This is a genomic window from Promicromonospora vindobonensis (genome assembly GCF_042685865.1).
GTDB classification, from domain to species: Bacteria; Actinomycetota; Actinomycetes; order Actinomycetales; family Cellulomonadaceae; genus Promicromonospora; species Promicromonospora vindobonensis.
This window is the reverse complement of sequence record NZ_JBHUOG010000001.1, coordinates 2,666,937-2,682,035: the sequence shown is the minus strand read 5'-3', so window position 1 is coordinate 2,682,035 and position 15,099 is coordinate 2,666,937. Positions and strand designations below refer to the sequence as shown.

General features: G+C 72.2%; 10 protein-coding genes. 2 read left to right on the top strand and 8 right to left on the bottom strand.

Annotated elements, in window-relative coordinates:
* Nucleotides 1–148 precede the first annotated feature (148 nt).
* The 6 genes from ACFS27_RS12050 to ACFS27_RS12025 all read right to left on the bottom strand — a co-directional run bounded on the left by ACFS27_RS12050 (nt 149) and on the right by ACFS27_RS12025 (nt 7,938).
* Nucleotides 149–802 carry a hypothetical protein gene (locus ACFS27_RS12050; RefSeq protein ID WP_377183218.1) on the bottom strand — a complete coding sequence of 218 codons (654 nt, stop codon included), beginning with the start codon at nt 800–802 and terminating at the stop codon, nt 149–151.
* A gap of 122 nt (nt 803–924) precedes the next feature.
* The gene (locus ACFS27_RS12045; RefSeq protein ID WP_377183216.1) at nt 925–2,070 is read right to left on the bottom strand and encodes a hypothetical protein; all 1,146 of its coding nucleotides are present in this window, start codon (nt 2,068–2,070) and stop codon (nt 925–927) included.
* Nucleotides 2,067–2,699: an RNA polymerase sigma factor gene (locus ACFS27_RS12040; RefSeq protein WP_377183214.1), complete on the bottom strand. Its 633-nt coding sequence runs from the start codon at nt 2,697–2,699 to the stop codon at nt 2,067–2,069. Before ACFS27_RS12040 ends, ACFS27_RS12045 begins: the two co-directional genes overlap by 4 nt.
* Nucleotides 2,700–2,786: 87 nt before the next feature.
* Nucleotides 2,787–5,447, bottom strand: coding sequence for a dipeptide ABC transporter ATP-binding protein (locus ACFS27_RS12035; protein ID WP_377183212.1), 2,661 nt, complete (start codon nt 5,445–5,447; stop codon nt 2,787–2,789).
* Nucleotides 5,444–6,391, bottom strand: coding sequence for an ABC transporter permease (locus ACFS27_RS12030; protein ID WP_377183210.1), 948 nt, complete (start codon nt 6,389–6,391; stop codon nt 5,444–5,446). Before ACFS27_RS12030 ends, ACFS27_RS12035 begins: the two co-directional genes overlap by 4 nt.
* Nucleotides 6,392–6,417: 26 nt before the next feature.
* Nucleotides 6,418–7,938, bottom strand: coding sequence for an ABC transporter substrate-binding protein (locus ACFS27_RS12025; RefSeq protein WP_377183208.1), 1,521 nt, complete (start codon nt 7,936–7,938; stop codon nt 6,418–6,420).
* A gap of 144 nt (nt 7,939–8,082) precedes the next feature.
* On the opposite strand from ACFS27_RS12025, the gene ACFS27_RS12020 reads away from it, so the two are divergent.
* Both ACFS27_RS12020 and ACFS27_RS12015 read left to right on the top strand, forming a co-directional pair.
* Nucleotides 8,083–8,907, top strand: coding sequence for an exodeoxyribonuclease III (locus ACFS27_RS12020; protein WP_377183206.1), 825 nt, complete (start codon nt 8,083–8,085; stop codon nt 8,905–8,907).
* A 146-nt stretch (nt 8,908–9,053) separates the two neighbouring features.
* Entirely contained in the window at nt 9,054–11,069 is a 2,016-nt protein-coding gene (locus ACFS27_RS12015) for a septum formation family protein (protein ID WP_377183204.1), read from the top strand.
* Here ACFS27_RS12015 and ACFS27_RS12010 read toward each other — a convergent pair.
* Together ACFS27_RS12010 and clpB are read right to left on the bottom strand one after the other, a co-directional pair.
* Nucleotides 11,047–12,069, bottom strand: coding sequence for an ArsR/SmtB family transcription factor (locus tag ACFS27_RS12010; RefSeq protein ID WP_377183202.1), 1,023 nt, complete (start codon nt 12,067–12,069; stop codon nt 11,047–11,049). The two genes, ACFS27_RS12015 and ACFS27_RS12010, sit on opposite strands and share 23 nt — an antisense overlap.
* 320 nt (nt 12,070–12,389) lie before the next feature.
* Entirely contained in the window at nt 12,390–15,017 is a 2,628-nt protein-coding gene (gene clpB, locus ACFS27_RS12005; protein ID WP_377183200.1) for an ATP-dependent chaperone ClpB, read from the bottom strand.
* Nucleotides 15,018–15,099: the final 82 nt, after the last annotated feature.

Sequence of the window (15,099 nt, the reverse complement as noted above, 5' to 3'; positions counted from 1 at the left end):
GGCCCGGCGCGCACGGTTGCTGAAGTGTGGGTAAGCCGCGCTGTTGTGCTTGGTGCAGCGCTGCCGCGCGGCCTCACCCGTCGTGCCCAGTACCCTGCCGATCTTGTGCCACGAGACCTTCACCGCGCGGGCCGTACCGATCTTGCGGTCAGTCCGTCACGACCTCGCGCAGGAAGCGCACCACCCGCCGGGCCCGGAACATCAGCGCGTACCCGATGGCGATGACGTGACCCACCACGCGCATCGTCTCGTTCACGGCGCCCTCGAGCAGCGTGTCCTCGTCGTCGACCACGCCGTCCCTCGCGGAGCGCAGGCTGAGGATCCGTGCGCGGTCGTCCGGGCCCAGCTCCTCCAGCAGCTTCGGCACTGCCGACAGGGACTGCGCGAACGGCGCGTTGCGTTCGAGCACGGGCCTGATGATGTCCTCCGGCTCGAGGAACTTCCCTGCGATGATCACGACGGCGACGATCGAGCGGCGTCGGGCGTAGGCGGCCAGGACGGCGCCGGCCCCCGCGGACGCGCCCATGAGCGCCACCCGCTCTCCGCGCTGCTCGTAGCGCTCGACCATCTCGTCTAGCCGGTCCAGGCGGTCCTGGAACGACGCGTCGGAGGACCAGCGGACGCGGAACATCGTGGTGCGAACGCCCAGGGCGCGCCACGTGCGCAGCGCTTCGCGCTGGAGGTGCACGAGGGGCGGCAGCCGGTCGCCCAGCCCTGGCACGAAGATCACGCGGATCGGGGCCTTGCCAACGTGCGCTGACCCATCGTCTGCCCGATCGGTGTCACGCATCTGCTCGCTCATGTCGAACTGGAGGCTACCGGACCGGGGAGGTTCGCAATCGCGACGAGAACGGGGTTGTGTTCGCTGCCGGACCCGGATGGGACACAACCCCGTTCTCGTCGCGGTAGGCGGTTCGGTGGTGGTCAGCGATTCAGGTACGGCGCGAGCTCCGGGTCGTCTAGATCGAGGGGCCGGACCGACCGGGCGCGCGCCTTCAGCGTCTCCAGGTCCGCTCCGGCGTCCGAGAGCCAGAAGCGGACGCCGTCCTTCTCCCACCGCAGGCTCGGGGGGTTGGCCGACAGACCCGGTATGCCTTCGCTGTAGAGGGCGATCCCGCCGTCGAACTCCACGGCGGTGTAGTCGCGCCCGTCCGCGAGCGCCGCCTCGATCGGCATGGTGGCGGGCCACGACGCCCACAGGTACGGCAGGCTCTCGTTGTGCCACATCCGCCAGAGGTGGAGCGTCGTGCCGGGTGCGATCTCCGGTGTCTCGACCCGTTCGAACCCGTCGGGCACCGGCCCCGTCACCGAAGCGTCCGCGCCGTAGTCCAGGCTGCCCAGGATGGCGCGGAACTCCTCGACCGAGACTCCGCCGGCGTCGGCGTACCACTGGTGACCGGCCTCGTCCGTCCAGGCCACATGGTGATCCCCCGAGCCGACCGTCCCCACCTCCGCCTCGGCCAAGGGCCGGTCGGGGGCCGGCGGGAGACCCGGGAGCCGTTCGTAGACGACGACGGCCCGGTCGTCCGCCGGGTCGGCGAAGACGACGGCTGCGGTCGCACCAGCGCACTCTGCCGGCGCTCCCTGCAGGGTCGGCGGCGCCGTCACCGGGACGTCCGGCAGCGTCCAGCCGTGCTCCATCAGGTCCGGCCACTCCGACGAGGGGATCTCCGGAGTCATGTCGGTGCTCATGCTGAGGTCGTCACACTGCACGGCCGGCCCGTCCTCTGGCGATGCCGACGGCGGCGGCACGGTCGAACCCGTCAGGGGGTCTGGACCGCCGACCGGTGGACCGGACTCCGCGGGCTGCGCGATGTCCCTGATCAGGACCGCTCCGGCCACCCCTGCACCGATCAGCAGCACGCTCGCCGTCACCGCGACGAGGACGCGGCCAGGGCGTCCGGCACGCCGGCTCATGCGGTCCCCCCGGCCGACGACGGGGAACGCGGCTCCGACGGTCTCGGTGCGCAGGCCTCGGTCGAAGGCCGCGCGGGCGACCTCGAGTCCTTCGGCATCCACCGGTTCGGTCGGGGCCAGGTCGCGCAGGGTGTCGTACGACGTGCGGTTCATCGGGCTCTCCTCACGGCTCGGTCGGTGACTGCGGGCGCGTCGACGGCCCGGCCCGGTGGGGGCACGACGCCCTGGACGCCCTTGACGCCCTCGACCGACGAGGTCGGATCAAGGAGCGCGCCCGCGGACTCGAGCCGGCGGCGCGCCCTGGACAGCCGCATCTTGAACGCGGGGACCGAGCAACCGGCCACCTGCGCCGCGTCCGCCGGCGTGAGTCCGTCCCACCCGGTCAGCAGGAGCGCTTCGCGGTCCTTCGGCGCGAGACGGAGCAGTGCGGCGATCGCGTCCCGCCGACTCACCGTGCGCACGGGGTCCTCGGTCACCCGGGCGACGCGCTCCAGCCGGACGAGCTGCTCCTCGGCCGCGCTCCGCCGTCGGGCAGCGCGGCGCTGGTTGCGCACCACGTTGCGCGCCACCACCAGGAGCCAGGGCAGCGGGTCACCGGGAAGGTTTGTCAGGCGGCGCCAGGCAACCAGAAAGGTCTCGGACACCACCTCCTGTGCGTCGTGCGGGTCCACGTGGCGCAACGCGTACGCCTGAACTCGCCAGGCGTAGGAGCGCCAGAGCTCGCTGATCCGGTCCTCGTCCGACGGGGGATCGCCGTCGGACAGGCCTCGTAGGGTCGTCACGTCTCTGCAATGTCCGCTCGGGCGCCGGGGTAACAGACCTCGACGATTCCCGACTTCGCGATTCGCACGCGTCCCCGGCCCGGCAGGTCAGCGGGTCAGCACGGGGGTCGCCTCGCGAAGGCGGCGGGTGTACTCGTGCTGCGGGTCGTCGTAGACCTGGGCGGTGAGCCCCTGCTCCACGATCCGGCCGTCGCGCATCACCGCGACGTGGTCGCAGACGTGCCGGACCACACCCAGGTCGTGCGACACGAGCAGCAGGGTCAGGGAGTGCTCGTCCGCCAGGCGCGCGAGCAGGTCCAGCACCTGCTGCCGGACGGAGACGTCGAGCGCGCTGACCGGCTCGTCCGCCACGAGGATGCGTGGCCGGCACACCAGGGCTCGCGCGATGGCTATCCGCTGCCGCTGCCCGCCCGAGAACTGGTGCGGGTACCGCTCCGTGGCATCGAGCGGCAGGCCCACGGCGTCCAGCATCTCGCGCACGGCGGAGCGCCGGGCGGACGCCGTCCGCGGGCCACCCTCGCGCACGTTCGCCGGGTTCAGGAGCGGCTCGGCCACGATGTCGCCGACGGTCATGCGCGGGTCGAGCGAGCCGTACGGGTCCTGGAAGACGAGCTGGAGAGCGGCACGCAGGTCGCCCAGCTCGCCCGACGCCGTCGGCCGGGCGTCGCGCCGGAGCCCGGCGCGCGGGCTCAGGTCCACACCCGCACTGCTCACCCTGCCCGACGTCGCCCGGTCCAGCCCTGCCACGATCCGCAGCAGCGTCGACTTGCCCGACCCGGACTCCCCTACGATGCCGAACCGCTGTCCCTCCAGGACCTCCAGGGAGACCCCCTGCAGCGCGTTCACCGTCTGGCCGCGCCGTGAGTAGGTCCGGGTCACGTCCTCCACGCGGATGAGCGGCTCCTGCCCGACGGCGGCCGGCCCGCTCACGGTCCCCTCCGCCGACCCTGGCTCGTCCACCCGCGCCGACGCCGGCTCCGCCGTCCCGCTCACGGCCCCTGCCGTCCTCGGCTCGAGCGTCGACGCCGCCAGCAGCCGCCTCGTGTACGCGTGCCGCGGGTCGGCGAAGACCTGGGCGACCGGACCCTCCTCGACCACCGCCCCGTCGAGCAGCACCACCACCCGCTCGCAGACCTGGGACACCACCGCGAGGTCGTGCGTGATGAACAGGAGGCCCGCACCCCGGTCCTCGACGAGTCGCACCATGAGGTCCAGCACCTGGCGCTGCACCGTGACGTCGAGGGCCGTCGTCGGCTCGTCCGCCACGAGCACCGCTGGGTCGTTGGCCAGGGCCATCGCCAGCACCACCCGCTGCCGCTGCCCGCCCGACAGCTCGTGCGGGTAGCGCCGGGCGGCGCCGTCGGGCAGACCCACCTCGGCCAGCAGCTCCGCGGTGCGCGCCGCCGCGGCAGGGTGCGCGGTGCCGTGCACGGTCATCGTCTCGGCGACCTGCCTGCCCACCCGCATCAGCGGGTTGAGGGCAGTCATCGGTTCCTGGAACACCATCGAGATCGCCTGGCCGCGCAGCCGCGCCAGAGCGCTCTCGCCCCGGTCCAGGAGGTTTCCCGGCACCCCGTGGAGGGCGACGTGCCCGGTCGCCGCCACGCCGTCGGGCAGCAGGCCGAGCGCGGCGAGGGCCGTCAGGGTCTTGCCGGAACCCGACTCGCCGATCAGGCCGACGCGCTCGCCCGGGCCGACGCGCAGGGAGACGTCGGAGAGGAGCCGGCGGCCGGCGTCCGTGCGGACGGTGAGGTCGCGGAGGTCGAGGGCGGGGCTCCCGACAGGCTCGGCCTGGGGCGCAGACGCGGCCTCGGCCGGCGGTTCCGTGGCCTGCCGGGCGACCACAGAGGAAGGCTCCGGCGCGGGCGAGGTCGCGGAGAGCCTCGGGTCGAGCACGTCGCGCAGCCCGTCGCCCAGCAGGTTGAACCCGAGCACCGCGACCGCGACGGCGACGCCTGGCACGATCGCGAGATGGTCCGCGACGCCGAGGAACTGCTGCGACTCCTGCAGCATGCGGCCCCACGACGGGGTCGGCGGGGGCGTGCCGAGGCCGAGGAAGGACAGGCCGGCCTCCGCGAGCACTGCTATCGCGAAGTTCACCGAGCACTGCACCAGCACGGTGCCCGCGATGTTGGGCAGCACGTGCCGCGCCGCGATCGCCGCCTCCCCACGGTTCGCCGCCCGGGCGGCGAGCACGTAGTCGGACCGCATGACCTGGAGGGTCCCGCTGCGGGCGACGCGGGCGAAGGCCGGGATCGAGCCGATGCCGAGCGCGACCATCGCCGTCACCGTGCCCGCGCCGTAGACGGCACCCAGCACGATCGCGAGCAGGAGGCCGGGAAACGCGAGGAGGATGTCGCTGCCCCGCATCAGGAGCGCGCCGAGGCGCCCGCCGCGCATCCCCGCGAGCACGCCGAGCGGTACGCCGACCACCGCGGCGATCCCCACCGCGACGACGCCCACCAGCAATGTGACCTGCGCACCGGCCATGACCTGTGAAAATACGTCGCGGCCGAACCGGTCGGTGCCGAACCAGTGCTCGGCCCCCGGCGGCAGGAGCCGCTCGGCGCCCGCATGCTCCGGGTCGTACGGCGTCCAGACCAGCGACACCAGGGCCGTGGCGACGACCAACCCGACGAGCACCGTGCCGATCACGAGCTGGGGGTGCCTGCCGGGGCGCCGGGGCTCCGTGGCAGGTCCGAGGTTCGGCAGCGGCGGGCCGACGGCGGTCGTGGCCGGATCGCTCATGACGTCCTCCTGAGCCGCGGGTCCAGCAGGGTGTAGGCCAGGTCGACCAGGAAGTTCAGCAGCACCACCAGCAGCACGAGCACCGCCACTATCGACTGCACGGCGAGCAGGTCGCGGTTGCCCACCGAGTCCAGCAGCAGGCTGCCGAGGCCGGGTACCGCGAACACCCGCTCGATCACGACGGCGCCGATCAGCATCGACGCGATCTGCACGCCCACGACGGTCACGATCGGCACTCCGGCGTTCCGCAGCCCGTGTCGTACGAGCGCGCCGGTGAACGTGAGCCCCTTGGCGCGGGCGGTGCGGAGAAAGTCCTCCCGCATGATCTCCAGCACGGCGCTGCGCACGTACCGGGTGATGATCGCGGCCTGCACCGACCCCAGCGCGACCGCCGGCAGCAGGACGTGCCGCCAGAACTCCCCGAGACCGTCGGCGGGCGCCGTCCAGCCTCCTGAGGGCAGCCAGCCCAGCCGCACCGCGAACAGCGCCACGAGGAGCACCCCCACCAGGAAGTTCGGCACGGCAACGCCCACCTGGCTCACCGCGGAGAGCGTCACGCCACCGGCGTTCCGGTGCCAGACGGCGGCGAGCGTACCCACCGGCACCGCCACCACCAGGGCGATCAGCATGCCGAGCAGCACGAGGATGCCCGTCACCTGGACCCGGTCCGCGACCAGCGGCGTCAGGTCCTGTGCCGTCACGTAGCTGGTGCCGAGGTCCCCGGTGAGCAGGCCACCGACCCACTCCAGGTACTGGCTGAGCACCGGCCCGTCCGTGCCGTGCTCGGCGCGCCAGGCGGCGAGCGCCTCGGGGGACGCCTCGATCCCGAGCGCGACGACCGCCGGGTCACCGGGCAGCACCCGTAGCAGCACGAAGATCGCCGCCGTCGCCACGAGGAGCGTGGCGACGAGCTGGGCGAGGTGCGAGGCGAGGTGTCTGGCCACGGGTGGTGTCCGGCGCGTCGGCCGCGTCAGCCGTCGGACCAGCGCAGGCCGGTCAGGTCCATCGACTCCGTGGTCGCGTTCGCTGCGATGCCCGTCAGACGGGCGTCCGCCACCACCGTGTTGGGGAAGAGGAACAGCGGGTTGCTCGCCGCGTCGTCGACGATCATCCGGGCGACCTGCTGCATGCCTGCGACGTACTCGTCCGGGCTGCCCCGGTCGGCCTCCTGGGCGACCTCGGCGAGCTGCGGGTTGTCGTAGCCGATGTAGTAGTCGGGGTCACCGAAGATCGTCAGCAGGTCCCGGGCCTCGGTGTGGAGGATCACCGACATCTGGTAGTCGTGCTTGGTGAAGACCTTGTCCAGCCAGACGGCGGGAAACTCGGCCGGCACGATCGTCGCGTCGATACCGACGTCCTGGAGCTGTGACACGACCACCTGGGCGACTGCCTCGGCGTAGGGACGGGTCGGGACGTCGAACGTGATGCTCAGGTCCTCGGCGCCGGCTTCCTCCAGCAGCTCCCTGGCCTGGTCCGGGTCGTACGGGTAGGCGCCGGTCAGGTCCTGGTGGTACGGGTCGGTCGGCGGCACCATCGAGCCGATGAGCTCTCCGTGCCCGGCCCACGCCGTATCGAGGACCGCCTGCCGGTCGATCGCGTACATGACGGCGCGGCGCACCCTGAGGTCGTCGAAGGGCGGCTCGGTGTTGTTCAGCGCGAGCAGCACCTCGCCCGTCGACGTGCCGTCGATGACCTGCAGCTCCTCGTTCTGCTCGAGGCCGGCCAGCAGGTCGGGGGTCTGCAGATTGTACGCCATGTCGATGTCTCCGGCGCGGACCGCGTTCGCCTGGGCGTTGGCGTCCGCGAAGTAGCGCACGGTGATGTCCTCGATCGCGGACGTCTCACCCCAGTAGTCGTCACGGGCCGCGAGGGTGATGTGCTCGCCGGTCGCGACCTCCTCGATCGTGTAGGGGCCGGTGCCGACGGCCTCGGTCGCCAGGTCGGCGGACAGGTCGTCCGGGAACATGGCCCCGACGGACGTGCCCATGTCGAACAGCCACGCGTTGCTCGGGCGCTTCAGCGTGACCGCGACCTCGGTGTCGCTCGTCGCCTCGGCCTTCGCCACCACGTCCATCTTGGACTTCAGGCTCAGCGTCCAGTCCTCCTTGACGCGGTCGATGGAGGCGACGACGTCGTCAGCGGTGAACCGCGAACCGTCGGAGAACGTCACGCCGTCGTGCAGCGTGAACGTGTAGACGGTGCGGTCCCCGTTGACCTCCCACGACTCGGCGAGCTGCGGCTGGACCGCCCCTTCCTGGTCGATCGTCACCAGGCCCTCGTACACGTTGTTCATCAGCAGCTGCGGGATGGCCGACCCCGACGTGGTCGTGAAGTCGAGGTTGGTCGGCTCCCCGGTCAGGCCGACGACGACGTCGGTGCGTGCCTCGCCCTCGCCTGCGCCGGTCGAGCTCCCGGCGGAGCACCCAGCCAGTGCCACGGAGGTGAGGACGGCGACGGTGCCGACGGCACGGCGCCCGGTGAGGATCTGCACGAAGCCAGCGTAGTCGGGGTGAACCTCTCGCTGGTCAGGGCCCGAGAAGTGCGGCGGGGATCACAGCGACGCCGGCCTGCCGACGGTAGGCGGCGCGGTCCGCCGGCTTGCCCGCCGTCCGAGGACCGCACGTACGCTGTCCGGGTGCGCCTCGTCACCTGGAACGTCAACTCGATCCGCTCGCGTGTCGACCGCGTGCTGGCCTTTCTCGACCGGTCGGAGACCGACGTCCTGGCGATCCAGGAGACCAAGTGCCGGGACGACCAGTTCCCCACGGCGGCGTTCGAGGCTGCCGGGTACCAGGTGGCCCATTTCGGGCTGTCGCAGTGGAACGGTGTCGCGATCGCGTCGCGCGTAGGCCTCCATGACGTCGCCACCCACTTCCCGGAGCAGCCGGGATTCGCGAAGACGATCATCGAGGACGGCCCGGACCTGCTGCTCGACGTCGTCCCGCCGGTCGAGGCCCGTGCGATCGGCGCCACCTGCGGCGGGGTCCGCGTGTGGAGCCTGTACGTGCCGCACGGCCGCGCGCTGGGTGACCCGCACTACACCTACAAGCTGGCCTGGCTGGAGGCCCTGCGCACCGCGGCGCAGAGCTGGGCGGACGCCGGTGACGCCGTCGCGCTCATGGGGGACTGGAACGTGATCCCGCTCGACACCGACGTGTACGACGCCACGGCGTTCGAGGGCAAGACCCACGTCTCCCTACCGGAACGCGCCGCCTTCGATGCGTTCGGTGAAGCCGGGTACACGGAGCTGACGCGGAAGTTTCTCCCGGAGGAACACACCTACACCTACTGGGACTATCAACAGCTCGCCTTCCCCCGGAACAAGGGCCTGCGCATCGACTTCTGCTGGGCGTCGCCTGCGCTCGCCGGGCGCGCGTCGGCCGCCGTGATCGACCGGGACGAGCGCAAGGGCAAGGGCGCGTCCGACCACGTCCCCGTGATCGTCGACCTGACCGACTGACATGTCACCTGTACGGGGCAGGGCGCTCCGAGGTTCCACCAGCGATGGGGAAATCAGCGGGTGAAATTGTCCATAAATGGAGTGCACCCGGAGCGTGTGCCCTCCTCGTGCCAAGGTCGTTGCCGAATGTCGGTAAGTTAACCTGCATGACGTCGACGCCCGACCAGTCCCCGGCCGCCACTGAAGTCGCCAAGATCCCTGCCACGGATCCTGTCGAGACGGCGTCCGCGGTCGAGGCGGAGCAGGATCCCGCGCCAGACACCGTCGACGGTGCCACGAACGACGGCGTGGACGACGCGGCGCCAGAGGATGCCGACGCGCCAGAGGTCGACGAAGCGTCGACCTACGGCGAGGCCCCGAGCGCGGCTGCCGACGTTGCTGAGGCGGCGACGGCCGAGGCAGAGACGGCTGAGGCCGGGGCGGCGGAGACGGCCGAGGTGGAGACCGCCGAGACAGCTGGGGCGGAGACAGCTGAGGCGGCGGAAGCCGGGGGCGCTGGAGCTGCCGAGGGCGGCGCCGACGAGCCGTCGACGGACGCCGCGCCAGCCGCGAAGACCTCGCCTGAGGCCGCCTCCGACGCGGACGCCGTCGAGCCTACGGCGCCGGCCGCGCCCGCCGGATCGGCTCCGGCGATCGCGCGGTCGGAGCCCGCCGAGGCTGCCGCCGAGGTGCCCACAGCAGCGTCCGAGGCGCAGGACGCGGAGGCCCCCGAGGCAGCGGTGCCCGCTGCGGAGGCGCCTGCCGCACCCGCATCGGTGCAGAACGGACCTGCCGGGCCGGACGCCGACGCGAAGCCCGCTGAGGCGGCTGAGGCCGCTGAGGCGGCTGAGGCTGCTGAGGCCGCTGAAGCCTCTGGGCGCACGGTCAGCCCTGAACCTCCGAACCGCCCGAAGCGCACAGAGGCACCCACGGAGGAGATCAGCATCGTGCCGGTCGCCGCGCGGCCACAGCCCGCGGCACCCGCACCCACGCCGACGCCCGCAGCCACGTCCGCCGCCCCGCCCGCCGAGCCGGCCGCGCCGGCCGAGAGCGCGACGGCCCCGGCCGCACCGTCGGCCGACACCGACACCGACACCGACACCGACACCGACACCGACACCGACCAGGCTGGTACGACGAGCTCCGCCGGGGCGGGCGAGCCCAGCTCCCGGACGTCGTCGGACAGTGCGACTGCCCCGGTCCTCGACGAGCCGTTCGACTTCAAGGCGCTCTCCTTCGCCGCGATCACCGCGGCGCACAAGAAGGAGATCGGGCCGCGCACCGTCGCCGGCGAGACGGCGCCGGCCGACGACCAGGAAGCCCAGGACCAGGCCGCTGTCGAGGGCGCGCCGGCCGCCGGCCCGACGGGCGAGCCCGGCGAGCAGCAAGCGCCCGCCGAGGCCGACCCGACGCCCGCGGGCGAGGCGCACGCCGATCCGGCGGAGCTCTTCGCGCCGCCCGCCGGGCACGGCCCGCCGCCCGCTGCGCCGCCGAGCCCGTTCCCGACGCCCGCCGCACCGCCGCAGTACCAGCCCGACGCGCCGGGGCATGCACCAGCCGGGTCGCCGCAGCCGCCGTCGCCGTTCCCTGCCGCGCGCAACGGTTCTGCGCACTCGTTCCCGGCGGTGCACGGCTACGCGCCTGAGGCCTCCTACGCGGGCTGGCAGCCGCCGACGGAGGCCGACGCGACCGCCAAGCGTCGCCGGTTCACCATGATCGGCGGCGCCGTCGCGGCGGTGGTCGCCGTGGTGGTCGCCATCGCCATCGTCGTGAACGTGGTGAACGAGCAGCAGTGGGAGCCGATCGAAGCGATGATCGCCGAGCCCCAGGAGGTGCACCCGCTGCAGCTGGTCCTCGGGTCGTGCCTGGAGTCGACCCCCGAGGACGGGGAGGTCTCCCAGGTCCTCGCCGTGCCCTGCGACACCGAGCACACCGCCCAGGTGGTCGGCCGCACCGATTTTGCCGACGCCGCCGTCTGGCCGGGACGCGACGAGATCGACAAGCGCGTGGCCCTGGTGTGCGGCACCAAGCAGCTGGGCCCCGTCGCGCGCACGAGCGCACTCGCCGGGTCCGTGAGCTATGTGGTGTGGGGACCCAGCGCGGAGTCGTGGGACGACGGGGATCGTGTCGGCCTGTGCCTCGCGACCACCGCCGAGCCGATCACGCGGGATCTCCTGCAGTGACCGACAGCATCGTCGGTGCCTGACCGCCGCAGCCGTCCAGCAGGGTCTGGCCCAGCGGGGTCAGTGCGTGGATCACCGTGTTGCGCTCGCGTCCGCTGGTGATGAGGCCGGCGTTGCGCAAGACCGTGGCGTGCTCCGACGCCGACGCGGGGGAGATCGCCAGCCGGTGTGCGATCTCGCTGGTCGTGGCCCCGGTGCCCAGCACACGCAGTACTGCTGCCCGGGTGCGGCCGAGGAGGGCGGTGAGCTGACGTCCGCCGTCGGTCCGGGTGTCGAAGCTCAGGTCCGCCCCGGTGGACTCGCGCACGATCGGATAGACCAGCACGGGTGGCAGCTCGGAATCGGCCAGCGTGATCGGCGCCCGCACGCAGAAGTACGACGGGATGATCAGCAGGCCGCGCCCGGCCAGGTGCACGTCTCGTTCGGCAGTGGTCGCCACCGACAGGACCGGGTGCTGCCACCGGACCGAGGGGTGCAGGGTCCGCAGCGCATGCTCGGTGCCGCCCGCCACCCAGGCCCGGGTGCGCGCTGCGCGGTCGATGTCGACGGCTGCGCGGATCCCGCTCCAGTACGGGGCCACCGCCTGCTCGTAGTAGGAACGCATCGCGACGCCGAGCCCACGCACCGCCGGGGCGGAACCGGCGGAGAGGTCGCGCATCCAGGCATGCGACCTGTGTCCGCGCGCCAGCATCGAGAGGTCGTTGCCCAGCTGCGCCCGTGGGGTGGACAGCACCGCGTCGAGCCCGGACTCGAATTCGTCGGTACCGGTCACCGGCGTGAGGAAGTCCGGCGAGTACCCGCGCGGAGGTGTCAGGCGCAACAGCATCCGGGCAGCGGGCCCCAGGCCGGACAGCACTCGCTGCCGCCAGGGCCCGAACTGCACGCTGCCCGAACGCTGGTTCACCACGTGGGCGCTGAGCAGCACCTCCCACATGGGGTCCGGCCCCGGAGCTATCCGGACCCGGGCAAGATCATCCGGAGTGAAGTGGAACCGCAGCATCAGGCCCTCCCTGACCGTCTGCCTCTCCCGTGGCCCCCGTCGGCTCGCCCCCCGCGCGCCCTGACTGTTCGGGACCGTGCGCGGCATGCCGCGCACGGTTTCGCCCCGCACACACAGAGGGACGTGCGGGATTTCCGGTTCTGGGCGATCGAGCGGCCACCTTCACAACACCATCACACGGCGGCGTCCAGCGGCCGATCGCCCGAACCGATCACGCGGTCGTTCCCTCGTCACTCAAGGATCGCAGGCTTGCTCACCCTTCACATCGACCGATCTGCGTAACCCCGTGTACGCCGAACGACGTACACGGGACCGTTCGATCACGCGGTCAAGACCTTGCGGTCGAGGGTCAGGCCCTCGCCGTCCGCGCGGTCCACGACCACCGTGTCTCCGTCGGACACCTCGCCGGCGAGCAGCAGCCGCGCCAGGCGATCACCGATCTCCCGCTGCACCAGACGACGCAGCGGACGGGCGCCGTACGCCGGGTCGAAGCCCTCGAGCGCGAGCCACTCCCGCGCCGCCTCCGTGACGTCGAGCGTGATGCGACGGTCCTCCAACCGCTTCGCGAAGGCCCCGACCTGCAGCTCCACGATGCTGCCGAGCTCGTCCAGCGTCAGCGCGTCGAAGACCACCACGTCGTCGAGCCGGTTGAGGAACTCGGGCTTGAACGAGGCGCGCACGGCCGTCATCACGGACTCGCGCCGCTCCTCGTCCGACAGCATCGGTTCGACGAGGAACTGAGAGCCGAGGTTCGAGGTCAGGACCAGGATCGTGTTGCGGAAGTCGACGGTGCGGCCCTGGCCGTCGGTGAGCCGACCGTCATCGAGCACCTGGAGCAGGACGTCGAAGACCTCGGGGTGTGCCTTCTCCACCTCGTCCAGCAGCACCACCGAGTAGGGCCGACGCCGCACGGCCTCCGTGAGCTGGCCGCCCTCCTCGTACCCGACGTAACCGGGAGGTGCACCGACGAGCCGGCTGACCGAATGCTTCTCGCCGTACTCGGACATGTCGATGCGCACCATGGCGCGCTCGTCGTCGAACAGGAAGTCCGCCAGTGCCTTGGCGAGCTCGGTCTTGCCGACGCCGGTGGGGCCGAGGAACAGGAACGAGCCGGTGGGCCGGTCGGGGTCCGAGACGCCTGCCCTCGAACGGCGTACGGCGTCGGACACAGCGGCGACAGCGGTCCGCTGCCCGATGAGGCGTTCCCCGAGGACCTCCTCCATGTGCAGGAGCTTCTCGGACTCGCCCTGCAGCAGCCGGCCGGCCGGGATGCCGGTCCACGCGGCCACCACCTCGGCGATCTCGTCCGCGCCCACCTTGTCGGCGATCATCGGCGGCTCGGCGTGCTCAGGGCCGGTCCCCTGCAGATCGTCCTCCGAGCCGGCCTCCGCCTCCTCCGCGGCCACGAGCTCCTTCTCGACCACCGGGATGTCGCCGTACTGGATGCGCGCGGCGCCCTCGAGGTCCCCCTCGCGCAGCTTGCGCTCCGCGTCGGTGCGGAGCCCGTCGAGGCGTGCGCGCAGGTCACCGACGCGATTGTGCCCGGCCTTCTCGGACTCCCAGCGTGCGGTGAGCGCGGCCAGCGCCTCGCGCCGGTCCGCGAGGTCGGCCCGCAGCCGCTGCAGACGCTCCGCGGAGGCGGCATCCTCCGACTCGGACAGCACCACCTCTTCCATCTCCAGCCGCGTGACCGCGCGCTGGAGCTCGTCGATCTCCACCGGGGAGGAGTCGAGCTCCATACGCAGGCGCGACGCGGCCTCGTCGACCAGGTCGATCGCCTTGTCGGGGAGCTGCCGCCCGGAGATGTACCGGTCGGAGAGCGAGGCGGCGGCGACGAGCGCCGAGTCGGCGATGGTCACCTTGTGGTGCGCCTCGTAGCGCTCCTTGAGCCCGCGCAGGATCGCCACCGTGTCCTCGACCGACGGCTCGCCCACGAAGACCTGCTGGAACCGGCGCTCCAGAGCGGGGTCCTTCTCGATGTGCTCGCGGTACTCGTCGAGCGTGGTGGCGCCCACCATGCGCAGCTCACCACGCGCGAGCATGGGCTTGAGCATGTTGCCTGCGTCCATGGCACCCTCGCCGCCCGCTCCCGCGCCGACCACCGTGTGCAGCTCGTCGATGAAGGTGACCACCTCGCCGTCCGACGCGGTGATCTCCTCGAGGACCGCCTTGAGACGTTCCTCGAACTCACCGCGGTACTTCGCGCCCGCCACCATCGAGGCCAGGTCCAGCGCGACCAGGCGCTTGCCCTTGAGGGACTCGGGGACGTCGCCGGCGACGACCCGCTGGGCGAGCCCCTCGACGACGGCGGTCTTGCCGACCCCCGGCTCCCCGATGAGCACGGGATTGTTCTTGGTGCGGCGGCTCAGCACCTGGATCACGCGCCGGATCTCGGAGTCGCGGCCGATCACCGGATCCAGCTTGCCGTCCCTGGCCCGCTGCGTCAGGTCCGTGCCGTACTGCTCGAGCGCCTTGTACGTGCCCTCCGGGTTGGGGCTCGTGACCCGGCCGGATCCCCGGACGGCAGGCAGCGCCGCGCGCAGGGCGTCGGCGGTGGCCCCTGCGTCGGACAGGGTCTGCGCGGCGGACGACCGGCCGGCCGCGATGGCGATGAGCAGGTGCTCCGTGGAGACGTACTCGTCGCCGAGCCCCTGCGCCTCCTTCGACGCCAGGTCCAGGACCGTCGCCATGGCACGGCTCGCGCTCGGCTGGGCGGTGCTCGCCCCGCTGGCCTGGGGCAGCGCGACCAGGGCCGCGCGCACCTGCTGGCCGATGGCCTGCGCGTTCGCCCCGACCGCGTCGAGCAGCCCGGTCGCGACACCGCGCTCCTGCTGGAGCAGTGACGCGAGCAGGTGGACCGGCTCGAGCTGCGGGTTGCCGGCTGCCGACGCCGACTGGATCGCGTCGCCGATCGCCTGCTGCGACATGGTCGTGAACTTGGTGTCCATGAGGCCTCCCAGGGATGCTGAAGTGTGTACCAGATAAAACGGGGTCAAAGTTGAGTCTATTCCACTCAACCTTGAATCCACT

What these genes read in the sequence shown, in the direction of transcription:
- ACFS27_RS12050 (WP_377183218.1), bottom strand. Translation starts at nt 802, where the DNA reads ATGAGCGAGCAGATGCGTGACACCGATCGGGCAGACGATGGGTCAGCG.
- ACFS27_RS12045 (WP_377183216.1), bottom strand. Translation starts at nt 2,070, where the DNA reads ATGAACCGCACGTCGTACGACACCCTGCGCGACCTGGCCCCGACCGAA.
- ACFS27_RS12035 (WP_377183212.1), bottom strand. Translation starts at nt 5,447, where the DNA reads ATGAGCGATCCGGCCACGACCGCCGTCGGCCCGCCGCTGCCGAACCTC.
- ACFS27_RS12015 (WP_377183204.1), top strand. Translation starts at nt 9,054, where the DNA reads ATGACGTCGACGCCCGACCAGTCCCCGGCCGCCACTGAAGTCGCCAAG.
- ACFS27_RS12010 (WP_377183202.1), bottom strand. Translation starts at nt 12,069, where the DNA reads ATGCTGCGGTTCCACTTCACTCCGGATGATCTTGCCCGGGTCCGGATA.
- clpB (WP_377183200.1), bottom strand. Translation starts at nt 15,017, where the DNA reads ATGGACACCAAGTTCACGACCATGTCGCAGCAGGCGATCGGCGACGCG.